Raw genomic sequence first — 13352 nt, forward strand, 5'->3', positions numbered from 1 at the left:
AGATGACTATGGGAAAACGCAAAAACACGAGTGAGGCGAAGAAGTGGCTACTCATTACTGGAACAGTGTTTTTGTGTGCGAGTCTCATTTTGGCCTTCGGTGCCTTGTTTATGAAAGGATGGCAGCAACCGACGACCGCCGAGCGAGCAGCGAATCGTTCAACGGGTGAGAAAAACGCCGATCATGCCGCTAGTAGCGAAGGGTTGGACAAGCCTACACCCGGCGGCAGTGTGGCGATCCCGCTGTATGAAGCTATTCCGCAAGAGCTACACCCGCTTGAGCCGACCAACAGTGCAGCGAAAACGGTGACAAACTTACTTTTCGAACCGCTCGTACGCGTACAGCCCGACGGCCAAGCAGAAGGTGTGCTCGCGAGCGAGTGGGACATCTCACCCGATCGGCGTACTCTTACCGTCCGCGTGCAACGCGGGGTGAAGTGGCATGACGGTCAGCCACTAACGGCTCAAGACGTCGTGTTTACGTACCACCAACTCGCTTCCCCCACTTACAAAGGTCCGTACCGGCACGCGGTCAAAAACATTGTCGGTTTCCAGGCGTTTAACTCCGGAAAGGCGAAACAACTAAAAGGGATCGAACGGTCGTCAAAAGGCGGTGGGGCGATCGTGTTTCACTTACAACGGCCGCTCGCACAATCACTCGATTTACTGCAAGTCCCCGTAATCCCAGAGCACGTATACAGCCAACCGCAAGCGAACGCTCGAAACAAAGTGAAGGATCACGCCAAACATGCACGCAATGACCAAGTTGTACGCAACGACCAAGCTAAATCGAATGAGCAAAGGATGTTAACGCTTATCGGTTCAGGACCGTATCAATTAACAGCACAGTCAGAGCGAAACGGGATTGAGTTGGAAAAGTTCCTTCACTATCGGCAGACAGATATCACCTACCTTGAGCGGATCACCTTTCGCCCGCTGTCCGTAACGGAGGCGGCAACTGAATTTGCCCAGGGGAATGTGGACGTGTTGCCGTATTTAGACGCGGCACTCATCGAAGCAGACAAGCAGGTCGCTCACTCGGTTGCAGGAGAGACAAAAGACATTGTCCAAGTGACGTGGCCCGGAGAACTATTCCACTATGTCGCCTTTAACCCGGAGCAAAAGCTGTGGGGGGACCGCGCCTTGCGTCAGGCGGTCGGACAAGTGATCGATAAAGAGCAACTCGTACAGCAGTGGTTAAACGGTTACGGTGAACCGATCGACACCCCCCGCGGCACGACAGTGGCAGCAGCGAACGGAGAAGGCGAACAGCAACAGGCACGGGATCTCTTGCGCCATAAGCTAAAAAAGAAAACGATTCGGTTACATTATGCGTCCGAATGGGTCGAACGGGAACGGTTAGCCGATCAGTTGCAACAGCAGTGGGAGGCCGCTGGTTTGTCCGTCAAACTGGTCAAACATAAGCGCGTCGCCGAGTTAGCGGAAGCTCTACAAGAAGGGGAGGCCGACTTGTTCTTAATGTCAGATTGGATCCGCGCGGATGCAGACCCACTTGTCAAGTGGTGGACGGATGGGGAGTGGCGCCATTGGACGCGTTGGCCGACACCGAACTTGCAAAAAACACTTAAGAAGTGCTTAATTGCGCCTGCCGCGAAACGCGAGCGCCTATTGGCGGAATGGGAAGCGCAATTTGTCCGCGAGGCGCCGCTGATCCCGCTCGTCCAGCCCCAGTCGATTGCGTTGGTTAACAGCAAGTTGCGGGATGTCGGCGGCGGTGACTTTAAAACTGATTATTTGCGCCTTTACAATTGGTGGGTGAAAAAAAGCAGCTCCTGAAACGCGGGAGCTGCTTTTTTTTAAAAAACTTGTTCGACTTCAGTAATTCCTTTAACTTCCTCGACAAGTGCGCGCTCGATACCTGCTTTGAGGGTAATCGTTGAAGCGGGGCAGCTGCCACACGCACCGAGTAGGCGAACTTTTACGATCCCGTCTTCGACGTCGACGAGTTCGACGTCGCCACCGTCGCGCTGGATAAATGGGCGCAGTTTATTGAGGACTTCCTGTACTTGCACGATTTGTCCTGTAGACATAGTGCTCGACTCCTTTCCCTTCGTAAGATTGTTTATAACAGATGTTCAAAAAGTCCGAGAAAGTATTCAGCGGCGCTATTTGAACGAATTTATTCGCTAACGATTTACAGTAGACGGCATCAAACGATTAGTCGATTAGCTATTGCGATCACTTAGCAATCGCTTGGCAATCACTAAGAATCATTGAGCGATAAACTGAGCAATCACTGCGCGATCATCGGTGAACGTTTTGTTAACGCTACTTTCATTTTACTCGATTAACCGTACATTGACAAATGGTTTATGCCCCGCGCTTTCGGCCACAGACGATAAATGATAAGATATAAGTGCAACAATATGCTGGAATGTTCTGTGGAGAGGGAGTAGTGGATGAGGCATATCGCAAACAACGTTCAGGAACTGATCGGCCGTACGCCGATGATCCGCATACGGCATTTTTCTTTGCCCCATGGGGTTAACCTTTATGCTAAATTGGAAATGTTCAATCCGGGAGGAAGTGTGAAAGACCGTCTTGGCGTCGCGCTCATAAAAGCGGGGGAAAAAAGTGGCGCCCTCGTCCCGGGAGGTACCATTATTGAGCCGACAGCTGGAAATACCGGTATAGGCCTAGCGTTGGCCGCAGTCGGGACAACGTATCGCGTCATCTTCGTCGTCCCAGAAAAGTTTTCACAAGAGAAGCAACAACTAATGCGCGCTTTAGGTGCGGAAGTCGTCAATACGCCGACGCAGCTCGGGATGAAAGGGGCAATCGCACACGCGCAAAAGTTAACAGAGGAAATCCCGAACGCCTATTGTCCGCAGCAATTCGGTAACCCGGCCAACCCCGAGGCACACTATCTAACGACCGGACCTGAAATTTGGGAACAGCTGGAGGGCAGCGTCGATGTGTTCGTCGCGGGTGCCGGCTCGGGCGGAACGTTTATGGGCGCCGCGCGCTTTTTAAAAGAGCAGCGAGAAGACGTCCGAACCGTCATCGTCGAGCCGGAAGGATCGGTCATAAACGGCGGCGAAGCGGGGTCACACCGGACCGAAGGGATTGGCATGGAGTTTTTACCCGACTATATGGACCGCTCATATTTTGACGACGTCCATACGATTACCGACGAAGACGCGTTTTACTACGTACGCGAGTTAGCGAAGCGGGAAGGCTTGCTCGTCGGCAGTTCCTCTGGGGCGGCATTCGCTGCGGCGTTACGCGAAGCGCAGCAAGCAAAAGTCGGCACGAATATCGCCGTTATTTTTCCCGACGGCAGCGAGCGCTATTTAAGCCAAAACATTTATGACTTCCCATCTTGAGGGCGCTTACGTCGCGAATGTTATAACGATTCGGTAGAGGCTATTACCGACAACTGTTATCCGTCAACTGACGCAAACGGTATTCGTTCTTATATTTTTTTGTATAAGCGCGATATCATTGATTATTTCATAACTTAGCGACTATACGGAGGGATTATACGATGCGTTTAGATACAAAGCTCATTCACGGTGGCGTGTTTGGCGACGAAGCGACCGGCGCTGTCAGTGTCCCGATTTATCAAGTGTCTACTTACCGCCAAGAGCGGGTCGGCCAGCATAAAGGGTATGAATACTCGCGTACCGGCAATCCGACGCGCGCCGCACTGGAACAACTCATTGCCGAGTTGGAAGAGGGATCGCGCGGCTTTGCCTTCGCGTCTGGCATGGCGGCAATTTCGACGGTCGTCATGCTGTTCGATCAAGGCGCCCACTTTATTGTCGGCGACGATGTGTACGGCGGGACGTACCGGGTGTTAAGCAAAGTTTTCAACCGCTTCGGCATCGAAACGACGATGGTTGATACGAGTGATCCAGCGCAAGTTGAACAAGCCATACGCGATAATACCAAGGCCGTTCTGCTCGAGTCGCCGAGCAATCCGCTGTTGAAAGTGACGGACATTGCCGCTGTCGCCGCGATTGCCAAGGCACACAATTTACTATTAATCGTCGACAATACGTTTATGACTCCTTATTTACAACAACCGCTCGCGTTAGGTGCCGACATTGTCTTGCACAGTGCGACGAAGTATTTGGGCGGGCACAGTGACGTCGTCGCGGGGTTGGTCGTCGCCAAGGACGAGGCGCTCGGGGAACAGCTCCATTTTCTACAAAACTCAGTGGGCGGGGTGTTAGGGCCACAAGATAGCTGGCTGTTAATGCGCGGTATGAAAACGCTCGGTCTCCGTATGCAGAGGCACGATGAAAATGCGCAAATGTTGGCGGAGTGGTTAGACGGGCGCATCGACACGGAGCGCGTCTTTTACCCTGGGTTGACAACCCATCCCGGGCATGAGGTAGCGAAACGGCAAGCGCGTGGCTTTGGCGGTATGCTTTCGTTTGATATCCGCAGCGGCAAGCGTGCCGAAAGAGTACTAGAACGCGTCCGTTACTTTACATTAGCGGAAAGTTTAGGTGCGGTCGAAAGCTTAATCTCCGTACCGGCGCGTATGACGCACGCCTCGATTCCGCCGGAGCGGCGCGCCGAGTTAGGCATTAGCGACGGCCTCATCCGCCTGTCCATCGGCGTGGAAGACGTGCGGGATTTGCAAGACGACTTAGCGCAAGCGTTAGACAAAGCATAGTAGAAGTGTAGCATAGCGGTTAAGCGTGAGGCGTGCAAATGTATGAAAGTGTGCCTTCGTTTCAAGTGCGTGGCTTGCAGTGACTTGCGCTGCAGTGACTTGCGCTGCGGTGAGTTCGCGCTATAAGGGGGGTAGCAGCATGATACAACAACGAGAGACGGTCGAGCTTGTCGTTTACGGAGCGAAACAAATATGTGCGAGTTGTATTAACCAACCGTCGTCGGAAGAAACGGTTAGTTGGTTACAGGCGGCGCTAAGCCGCGATTACGGGGATACTGTACACGTCCGTTACATTGATGTGGAGGAAGTGCCCGAGGCGGCGAGTGAAAGTGAGCAGCGCTTTATCGAAGGTATTATGCAGGACGAATACGCTTATCCGTTAATCGTCTTGAACGATGAAGTCGTCGCCGAAGGAAACCCGCGCTTAAAGGTGATCCGCAGCAAGTTGGAGCAACTCGGGATTAGGCGAACGTCTCGATAGCGAATTGCAACGAGATTGACTCCATTACACCGATAGTTGTACGATATGTGCGGTGGTTAGAATGGAGTGATGGACACATGCGGCCACTTGTGGAATTTTGCGTAAGCAATTTAACGCCAGAAGTGGAGAAAGTGAAAGAGGAACTCGAACGAGACGATGATATAGATGTGGTGGAATACAGCTGCTTAGGAAATTGCACGGAGTGTTACGTACGACCGTATGCGCTTGTCGATGGCGAATTTATCGCAGCCGATTCGGGTCCAGAACTACTCGTCGCGATTCGAGAAGCGATCAACGAGCAAACGAGTATGTGGGATGAACTAGACCGCCTGTTAGACGACTAAAGTCACAGGCGGTTTTTCGTATTTTTGGATCTACCTCATCGTTCTTCTTTCCTCCCTTGCCGCTCACCCTCATACACAACCAGCTCAGTTTTCTTCGTCCGCAGTGAGCGACACCGTTTGCTACACCCAGTAGACACTATAAAAAAGAAAGGAATCTCTCATTAAATCAATCAACCTGATTTTAAAATAGGTTAATCGAAAGTTAAACAAGAGTCATGTAATTTTTTGCGTATTACACGACTAGGAAAAGGCTTGTCTCAGTGAGGGGAATTAGAGTGCATCGGATGGGACGTACGTCTTTCTGTTAAAACTTCTCCTCAAAGTCGAAGTTGACCGGCACATCCGGTAAATCGTCTGTCGGTTCCAAGTTCGCCGACGAGACGGACGAGTCGACTTCCGTTAGCTAGAACGCACCGAACCGTACGGTGCCTTGTTTCGGTTAAAAAGACGCCGATCCAAATCGATTTGCTACTAAGTGGTGTGATCATATGCGAGTCATCCTTTCGCTCGATTAATCGTTGGAAAAAGCGACAGAATTGTCCGGGTGTCATTAAGTGATACTGTTTGAATGCGCGTATAAACGCTTCGTACGATCCAAATTAGTACGAGAGGGCGATGTCAATCAGCGGCCCTTCGCCGTAAATTAAATCGCTCGCCGCGTTCGTCAGACGACATTTATATGTATATTCATACACTGATATTTTTACATGATGGCAAAAAATACGATGAAAATTACAAAGTAAAAAATGACGTGTTTTGCTATATCTTTAATCATAATGATTTTATTTAAGTGGTTTTTAATACAATCGATCGCCGCGTGTACGGTCGCTTCATGTACTTTGTACACGCATCGTTTTTTGATATTTTTTGCGGTCTTTACAGCCGGAAAAGCATGTTAGTTGAGCGCATTCACTTTCGAACATTGTCCCTCAATTGGCAAAACTCTTCAAACAGCACACGGACGCTGGGACTACGGCGAACCACAGACGGTGTAGGCAAAGTTGAAAAGAAATGCTTACTTATTTTGTCGGATTAATGTTGATATAGTTATAACAGAGTAGTAAAATGAACATAGAACGTATATTCTACAGGAGGAATCAGACATAGTGAATCAGTTGGAAGACGCGATCGAACACTTGCGGGAGCAAATGGTAACGCTTGCGTTACGCGTTGGGCTAGACCACCCGGAGGTGTACCGATTGAGTCGGCAAATCGACCAATTACATACGGAATGGTGTCACCTTAAACGCGGCGAGGCGCGTGCAGATGTGCGGGCAGATGCGGGCAACACATACAGCATTAACCGCTTTACATCCAAATTGCGCGAAGAACGGGCGGCACTCGCTTTTGCGTAAGGTTGAGCAACACCGTTTTTCTTTGTATACTTAAAGTACATAAAAACATCTCAACCACCGAGAGGGGGAAAGATGATGATTCACATTAGTGAACAAGCTAGCTTCAAAATTAAAGATATGATGGCGGAATTAGGCGATAGAGACAACTTATACTTGCGAATTGGCGTGAAAGCCGGTGGCTGCAGCGGCTTTACGTACGGCATGGGATTCGATAAAGAAAAGCACGAGGACGATCAATTGTTTACAGAACAGGGGCTCTCTGTCGTCGTCGACGCAGAAAGCTTACCGTTAATTGACGGCTTAGAAGTCGACTATAAAGAGTCGATGATGGGTGGCGGCTTTACATTAACGAATCCGAACGCGATCGCCACGTGTGGCTGTGGGACGTCGTTTCGTACGGCGAAGCGAGAGGGACAGCCGGAGGAGTGCTAGTCACTAACTGCATGGCGTACAATAAAAAAAACACACCAACCTACATTGTGATAAAACGCGCGAACGGCTGTCCGATCAGTCAGCAGTTGCGTGACAGTGGTGGATGGTGTGTTTTTTTGTTATAGGGCGCACAAATGCCTTTACGGCATTTGTGTCTCTTGGATACCGAGCGATTCTTCTTTGCCGCACCGTTTGCAATAAAAGACGTGCATACAGTGCGACGCTTCCAGATCGACGTAACGGTTCGTCAGGCGCAAGTCATCGCTTTCGCGGTAAGGGCTGTAGTTCGCAAAGTAATCTTGCAGTTTACCGGCATCTGTCATTGGCCGTTCACACGTCGGGCACGGTGCGACTGCCGCTTTTAAGCCGTTACAGACGGGGCAGCCGAAAGGAACGTTACTTTCGCTCACGTCGATGTCACTCCCGCCGATTTAACGCGCGCGTCTTCCCGACGTACAACGCTAACAGCAGTAAAGTAAGTAACGCTACGGCTGCACCGAAAAAGATGCGGCTGCCGTCGAGCCAAAAGGCACCGAAAATCAATAGAGGAATACCGATCGTTGCGATGACGAGAAATGCATGGTACATGCGGGCTTTAAACAATCTGTGCGCATTGCTTTGCTCCGAGTTCACGGCATCTGCCCTCCTTGCCGCTAGTATGAAGCAAGGGGGCGTGTTTTACGCACGAGACTATACTACCAATATACGCCAAGTACACCGCCGTTTAACTTGGCACACCCACATACGCTAATCGGTTACACTATTTCGGTTGCAACAATCTGTCGCATGAATCGGTTACGCCATTGGTAGCAGTTTGACAGTTGAATATGTTGGCGTTGTAGTCTCAAAAGCTCATATTAGAACTGTGACCGGGTTGTAACTTCGCTTCCGGATCGATATACTGCTTGGCGTTGTTCACGGCCGTCGGCGCCTCGCCGAAGCCGCTGGCGATTAGCTTGACCTTCCCGGGGTACGTGCTTATGTCTCCCGCGGCGTATATACCGGGAATATTCGTCTCCATTTTCGAATTGACGACGATGGATCCTTTCTCGATCTCTAGTCCCCAATCTTTAATCGGACCGAGCGAGGAAATAAAACCGTAATTGACGATGAGTGAGTCGACTTCCACGTCAGTCGTTTCTTTACTTTTCTTATCGATGAGAGTGATGCGTTCGATTTTGTCCCCGCCGTGTAAACGGGCAATTTCTTTTGGGGTGACGATGTTGACGCTCGAGTTGAACAAGTTTTCCACACTGTGTTCGTGGGCGCGAAATTGGTCGCGTCGGTGTACGAGCGTCACTTCGTCGGCGATTGGTTCTAGCATGAGCGCCCAGTCGACGGCGGAATCTCCGCCTCCGGCAATCATGACGCGTTGCCCTTGAAACGATTGCATATCACTCACAAAGTAGTGTAAGTTTTTACCTTCATACCGCTCGGCATCCGGCAGGCGTAACTTACGCGGTTCGAAGGCACCGACGCCAGCGGTAATAATAATCGTTTTAGCAAGATGGGTTCCTTTTTGCGTCGTCATTAAAAAATGGTCGCCTTGCTTCTCGACGTTCAGCACTTTCTCTTCGAGGCACACCGTCGGATTAAAGTGGCGGGCTTGTTCGGTTAAGTTGTCCACTAACTCTTTGGCGCGCACTTTCGGGAATCCGGCGACGTCGTATATGTACTTTTCTGGATATAGTGCCGCTAGCTGCCCGCCGAGTTGCGGCATACTGTCCAATATTTTAACCGACGCGTTTCGCATCCCCCCGTAAAATGCTGCGAAAATTCCGGTCGGTCCACCGCCAATGATCGTAATATCGTACAGTTTTTCTTCACGAAAAGCGTCTTCGGCCATGTGTCATAAACACCTCCGTCATTTTGCATCCAGTAACTATTATAAGTGTTATCCGTATTGATTAAAAGGATTTTGGAAAAAGCGGTAATGAGATAAAAAATGTAACAAAAAAGACAACAATTTCATGGAACATCGCGAGGAAAAACCTTTCTTATTAGCGAATATGAAGCGTTTACCTGTTGCAAAATACTTGTGAACGATTTATCATAGATACTGTTGTGAGGGATTTGTGAACGGATAATCACACTAGTGAATTTGTGAGCAGTCACACACACTGTTACTACATTTGGGAAGTGATCAAAGGATGAGTCAATTGAAGAAGATCCTCATTTTGGGTGCGGGTTACGGCGGCATTGTGACCGCGATTAATTTACAAAAACAACTCGGCTTCAATGAGGCAGAAGTGACACTTGTGAACATCAACGATTACCATTACATTACGACACACCTGCACGCGCCGGCTGCAGGGACGTTTCCGCACGACAAGACGCGCGTCAAGATCGACGACCTTCTCGACGGAAACAAAGTTAACTTTATACAGGACGCCGTGACGAAAATTCGTCCAGACGACCAACTCGTCGAATTGAAAAACCGCGAAGAGCCGCTTGCGTACGACTATTTGGTCGTCGGATTAGGGAGCGCGCCTGCAACGTTCGGCATTGAAGGTCTGTTAGAAAACTCGATGGTCATTCGTAACATTAACAGCGTGCGCATGATTCGGACGCACATTGAGTATATGTTTTCCCGTTATCGCAATGAGCCGGACCGCGATGACTTAGTGACAATCGTCGTCGGCGGCGCTGGCTTTACCGGCATCGAATTTGTCGGCGAATTGGCATACCGCATGCCGGAGCTATGCAAGGAGTACGACATTCCCCGGGAAAAGGCGCGCATCATTAACATTGAAGCAGCGCCAACGGCACTCCCCGGTTTTGACAAAGAGCTCGTCGAATACGCGATGGAGACGCTCGAACGACGCGGCGTCGAATTTATGATCGGTACACCGATTAAAGCGTGTCAAGAAGACGGTGTCGTCGTCGGCGATGACGAAGAAAAGATTAAAGCGGCGACCGTCGTTTGGACCGGTGGGGTTACCGGAAACCCCCTTGTCGCTGACGCAGGTTTTGAGGTGAACCGCGGCCGCGTACAAGTGGACGAATATTTGCGTGCCCCGAATTACGACAACGTGTTTATCGTCGGGGACTCCTCGCTCATTTTCAACGAGGAAACGGGACGTCCATTCCCGCCAACAGCACAAATGGCGACGCAGCAAGGCATCAATTTGGCCAAAAACTTAGTGACACTCGTCCGCGACGGGGGAGCGCTCACGACGTTTAAATACGAGCCGAAAGGAACCGTAGCCTCCCTCGGTAAAGGGGAAGGGATCGGCGTCGTCGGCAAGAAGAAACTGTTCGGCTGGCAAGCAGCGCAAATGAAGAAAATAATTGACTTGCGCTACTTGTACATGATCGGCGGCATATCCCTCGCGATGAAGAAAGGACAGTTCTAATATAAGCGAACGATTATAGGTCATCAGCTAATAAATGGAAAATAAATGAGTGATCTTGTAGCCGGATCCGTGCGGGTTCGGCTTTCTTTTTCCGATTGCTAACGGGACTGTTTTTCTGTACACTTAATGTGATTTGCCTCTGTAAGGGAGTGAGTACCGAATGCAAATGAATATATACCAATTTATAGTTTCCATTCCACTATTTATGGTGTTGGCCTTTGGACTCGGGTTTATTTTAAACATGATCGTGAAAACGACGTGGATGCCGATCGTTTTATATTTCCTCATTGCGGGTTATTCCGTGTTTGACCGCATCGGCGAGCTACGCACCTCCGATTATGTCATTCTCATATCTGGTTTGGTCGGAGTCGCACTCAGCAGTTACGTCATTGTCCTACTACGCAAAAAAGGGTTTCGCATGTTTTGACAGCGGCTTACGCATACTGCACACACTCTGCCAGCGACGCTTCTGCCGCGACGCAGCTTGGACCGGTTCATGGTGAACCGGTTTTTTTGTGTATATTTTTCTTCCCCCTAACAGAAGCTAACGGCTGATTAAAAATCCCAGATGCTTAAGGAGGGGGAGTCTATGTTTAGTCTCTTGTATAGGAGAAGAAAAACAGTGCTGCTTCTCTTAGGTGCATCGTCCATCGTGCTAGCTGGAAGTTATGCCGTAGCCCCGCACATCACGAATGAGCGCGCTGGTCAGCCACAAGGCGCGAGCGTGTCGTCCGCAAAGGAGAGAAAGGATCGAACAGCTCGCGCAACAAACGAGTCAGAAATAAAGAAGCCGAAAGCGAACGAGTCGGACGCGACAAAATCAGCAGTAAATAAGCTAAAAGTAAATAAGGCGAAGGTAACTAAGCCAAAAGTAAGTAGGGCAAAGGTAACTAAGCCAAAAATAAGTAGGGCAAAGGTAAATAGGTCAAAAGGTAAAGTGGTGAAGGCGACGAAAGCGACGCTACCTCACCCGCCGGGCGAGTTGTCTCGTTACGAACGGGTCGAAGTAGTAGCGACAGGTTATACGGCAGGCTATGAATCGACTGGAAAAACAGTGTCCCATCCGGCATACGGGATCACGAAGTCCGGCGTACACGTCCATCGGGGGATTTACTCGACGATCGCCGCCGACCCCGACGTCTTTCCGATTGGTTCCATTTTGTACATTCCCGGCTACGGCTACGGCATCGTCGCCGATACCGGTTCCGCCATAAAAGGGAACCGGATCGACCTCTACTTCGATACAGTAGACGATGTGTATCGGGAGTGGGGGAAAAAGGCGACTGCGGTATACGTCCTTGAACGCGGGAGCGGGGAGCTCACTCAAGAGAGGTTTGAATCTTACAACCGCTTTGCCGAAATGAACGGTTCGTACTAATTCATGATCCAGTCGATGGCGAAAGCGATGAAAATGCCGAACCACGCCCCGACGAACACTTCGATCGGTTTATGTCCTAACAGCTCTTTCAAACGCGTCCGATTTTCCGGAGGGGTGCGCTGTTTCATCGTCTTTAAATTTTGCACCATTAAGTTAAACTCCTTGACGAGTTGGTTTAATAGTGCCGCGTGCATCCCCGCCTGACGGCGGACACCGGTAGCGTCGTACATGACGATAATGGCGAAGACGACGCTCAAGGCAAACAAGTGCGAATCGATGCCGTCTGCGATGCCGATTGCTGTTGCAAGTGCGGTCACGGCTGCCGAGTGTGAGCTGGGCATACCACCGGTGCTGAAGAGAAACCGCCATTCCCAGCGGCGTTGAAGGGCGTAATACAGGGGAACCTTGATTGCTTGGGCTGCCCCGATCGCAAGTAAAGCCGCTATGAGGGGGTAATTAATAAGCTGATTTGTCCACACCCGGACCATCCTTTCTAAAGGCTTTCTTTCATCATAAACGATATGAACGCCACATACCACAACCCGCGTATTAAGGATTATTTAAAAAAAGTTCTTCCTACAGTAAGGCTACTGTCGGCGCGAATGTTAGCGCTCACTTAATAACAATAGTAACAGATAAAGTTGAAAAAGTTGTTGCCTTATTATTTTGTGCGTGCTATATTAGTTACTGAACGTTTGACCATAACGGTTTTTTGGTCATAAAAGAGGGAGGCATAAGGGTGGCTGTTGATCGAAAGCAACAAATTCTTGAAGCGGCCTACGGATCTTTTGCACAATTCGGCTACAAAGCGACAACGATGGATCAAGTGGCGAAAATGGCCGATGTCGGCAAAGGGACGATATACACGTTTTTTAAAAATAAAGAAGAGCTCTTCCAAGAGATCATTGAGCAAGTGATCGGGGAGATGCAGCGGGTCGTCGACGAAGTGATCGACCGCGAGCGACCGTTCTTCGACAATTTACATCGCTTGTTGTACCGACTGCTCGACTTTCGCGCGCAACACGAGTTACTCATTCGCTTGCTGCACGAAATGGTATCCGTTGGGACAGTCGCTTCGAAGCGCGCGTTAGACCGGTTAGAGCGCGCCATTATCGACATATTGGCGAAAGAAATTGAACGTGGGATCGTGCGAGGGAACGTGAAAGATTGTGATCCTGAAGTGACGGCTTTTGTCATGTTGAAGTTGTACATCGCGCTCGTATCCGATTGGAAAAAAAGTCGAGAACCGTTTAGCAAGGAGGAGATTGCGCGGCTATTTCAACTGTACGTCGTTGAAGGTGTCGCGAAGTAACTTTTTTTGCCCTAAAATGACCAAGTGAACAAAACAGTCAATGTTGT

16 protein-coding genes are annotated in these 13352 nt (G+C 49.9%); 11 read left to right on the forward strand and 5 right to left on the reverse strand.

Annotated features, from left to right (window positions below; genetic code table 11):
* The first annotated feature begins 8 nt into the window (after positions 1 to 8).
* Entirely contained in the window at positions 9 to 1796 is a 1788-nt protein-coding gene (locus tag BN1247_RS16735; protein WP_054951389.1) for an ABC transporter substrate-binding protein, read from the forward strand.
* Between the two features lie 20 nt (positions 1797 to 1816).
* Here BN1247_RS16735 and BN1247_RS16740 read toward each other — a convergent pair whose 3' ends face one another.
* The gene (locus tag BN1247_RS16740) at positions 1817 to 2050 is read right to left on the reverse strand and encodes a NifU family protein (RefSeq protein ID WP_054951390.1); all 234 of its coding nucleotides are present in this window, start codon (positions 2048 to 2050) and stop codon (positions 1817 to 1819) included.
* A 369-nt stretch (positions 2051 to 2419) separates the two neighbouring features.
* Between BN1247_RS16740 and cysK the strand changes: the two genes are divergently transcribed.
* The 6 genes from cysK (at position 2420) to BN1247_RS16770 (ending at position 7259) form a co-directional block, all read left to right on the forward strand.
* Positions 2420 to 3346, forward strand: a complete 927-nt coding sequence (gene cysK, locus BN1247_RS16745) for a cysteine synthase A (protein ID WP_054951391.1) — start codon at positions 2420 to 2422, stop codon at positions 3344 to 3346.
* Positions 3347 to 3507: 161 nt separating this feature from the next.
* The gene (locus tag BN1247_RS16750; RefSeq protein ID WP_054951392.1) at positions 3508 to 4647 is read left to right on the forward strand and encodes a bifunctional cystathionine gamma-lyase/homocysteine desulfhydrase; all 1140 of its coding nucleotides are present in this window, start codon (positions 3508 to 3510) and stop codon (positions 4645 to 4647) included.
* Between the two features lie 139 nt (positions 4648 to 4786).
* Complete coding sequence (locus BN1247_RS16755; RefSeq protein ID WP_054951393.1) at positions 4787 to 5128, forward strand: DUF1462 family protein; 342 nt, start codon at positions 4787 to 4789, stop codon at positions 5126 to 5128.
* Between the two features lie 77 nt (positions 5129 to 5205).
* Positions 5206 to 5472 (forward strand): DUF1450 domain-containing protein, encoded by a 267-nt coding sequence (locus tag BN1247_RS16760; RefSeq protein WP_054951394.1) that lies wholly within the window; start codon positions 5206 to 5208, stop codon positions 5470 to 5472.
* Positions 5473 to 6578: 1106 nt separating this feature from the next.
* Positions 6579 to 6827, forward strand: a complete 249-nt coding sequence (locus BN1247_RS16765) for an aspartyl-phosphate phosphatase Spo0E family protein (protein WP_054951395.1) — start codon at positions 6579 to 6581, stop codon at positions 6825 to 6827.
* Positions 6828 to 6902: 75 nt separating this feature from the next.
* Positions 6903 to 7259, forward strand: coding sequence for a HesB/IscA family protein (locus BN1247_RS16770; RefSeq protein ID WP_054951396.1), 357 nt, complete (start codon positions 6903 to 6905; stop codon positions 7257 to 7259).
* A 140-nt stretch (positions 7260 to 7399) separates the two neighbouring features.
* Here the strand turns inward: BN1247_RS16770 and BN1247_RS16775 are convergent, their stop codons facing one another.
* The 3 genes from BN1247_RS16775 to BN1247_RS16785 all read right to left on the reverse strand — a co-directional run bounded on the left by BN1247_RS16775 (position 7400) and on the right by BN1247_RS16785 (position 9105).
* Positions 7400 to 7669: a hypothetical protein gene (locus tag BN1247_RS16775; RefSeq protein ID WP_054951397.1), complete on the reverse strand. Its 270-nt coding sequence runs from the start codon at positions 7667 to 7669 to the stop codon at positions 7400 to 7402.
* A 7-nt stretch (positions 7670 to 7676) separates the two neighbouring features.
* Entirely contained in the window at positions 7677 to 7892 is a 216-nt protein-coding gene (locus tag BN1247_RS16780; RefSeq protein ID WP_054951398.1) for a hypothetical protein, read from the reverse strand.
* 211 nt (positions 7893 to 8103) lie between these two features.
* Positions 8104 to 9105 carry an NAD(P)/FAD-dependent oxidoreductase gene (locus BN1247_RS16785; RefSeq protein ID WP_054951399.1) on the reverse strand — a complete coding sequence of 334 codons (1002 nt, stop codon included), beginning with the start codon at positions 9103 to 9105 and terminating at the stop codon, positions 8104 to 8106.
* A gap of 304 nt (positions 9106 to 9409) precedes the next feature.
* On the opposite strand from BN1247_RS16785, the gene BN1247_RS16790 reads away from it, so the two are divergent.
* The 3 genes from BN1247_RS16790 to BN1247_RS17515 all read left to right on the forward strand — a co-directional run bounded on the left by BN1247_RS16790 (position 9410) and on the right by BN1247_RS17515 (position 11993).
* On the forward strand, positions 9410 to 10615 hold the full coding sequence (locus BN1247_RS16790) for an NAD(P)/FAD-dependent oxidoreductase (RefSeq protein WP_054951400.1): 1206 nt from the start codon (positions 9410 to 9412) through the stop codon (positions 10613 to 10615).
* Positions 10616 to 10775: 160 nt separating this feature from the next.
* A complete protein-coding gene (locus tag BN1247_RS16795) occupies positions 10776 to 11042 on the forward strand; it encodes a YuiB family protein (RefSeq protein ID WP_082415986.1) in 267 nt (88 codons plus the stop codon).
* Between the two features lie 195 nt (positions 11043 to 11237).
* Positions 11238 to 11993, forward strand: a complete 756-nt coding sequence (locus BN1247_RS17515; RefSeq protein WP_231633353.1) for a 3D domain-containing protein — start codon at positions 11238 to 11240, stop codon at positions 11991 to 11993.
* Here the strand turns inward: BN1247_RS17515 and BN1247_RS16805 are convergent.
* On the reverse strand, positions 11990 to 12472 hold the full coding sequence (locus BN1247_RS16805) for a divergent PAP2 family protein (RefSeq protein WP_231633355.1): 483 nt from the start codon (positions 12470 to 12472) through the stop codon (positions 11990 to 11992). The genes BN1247_RS17515 and BN1247_RS16805 overlap by 4 nt on opposite strands.
* Before the next feature lie 260 nt (positions 12473 to 12732).
* On the opposite strand from BN1247_RS16805, the gene BN1247_RS16810 reads away from it, so the two are divergent.
* Positions 12733 to 13305: a TetR/AcrR family transcriptional regulator gene (locus tag BN1247_RS16810; RefSeq protein WP_054951402.1), complete on the forward strand. Its 573-nt coding sequence runs from the start codon at positions 12733 to 12735 to the stop codon at positions 13303 to 13305.
* The last annotated feature ends 47 nt before the right edge of the window (positions 13306 to 13352 follow it).

Origin of the sequence: Numidum massiliense, assembly GCF_001375555.1 — a bacterium.
GTDB classification, from domain to species: domain Bacteria; phylum Bacillota; class Bacilli; order Thermoactinomycetales; family Novibacillaceae; genus Numidum; species Numidum massiliense.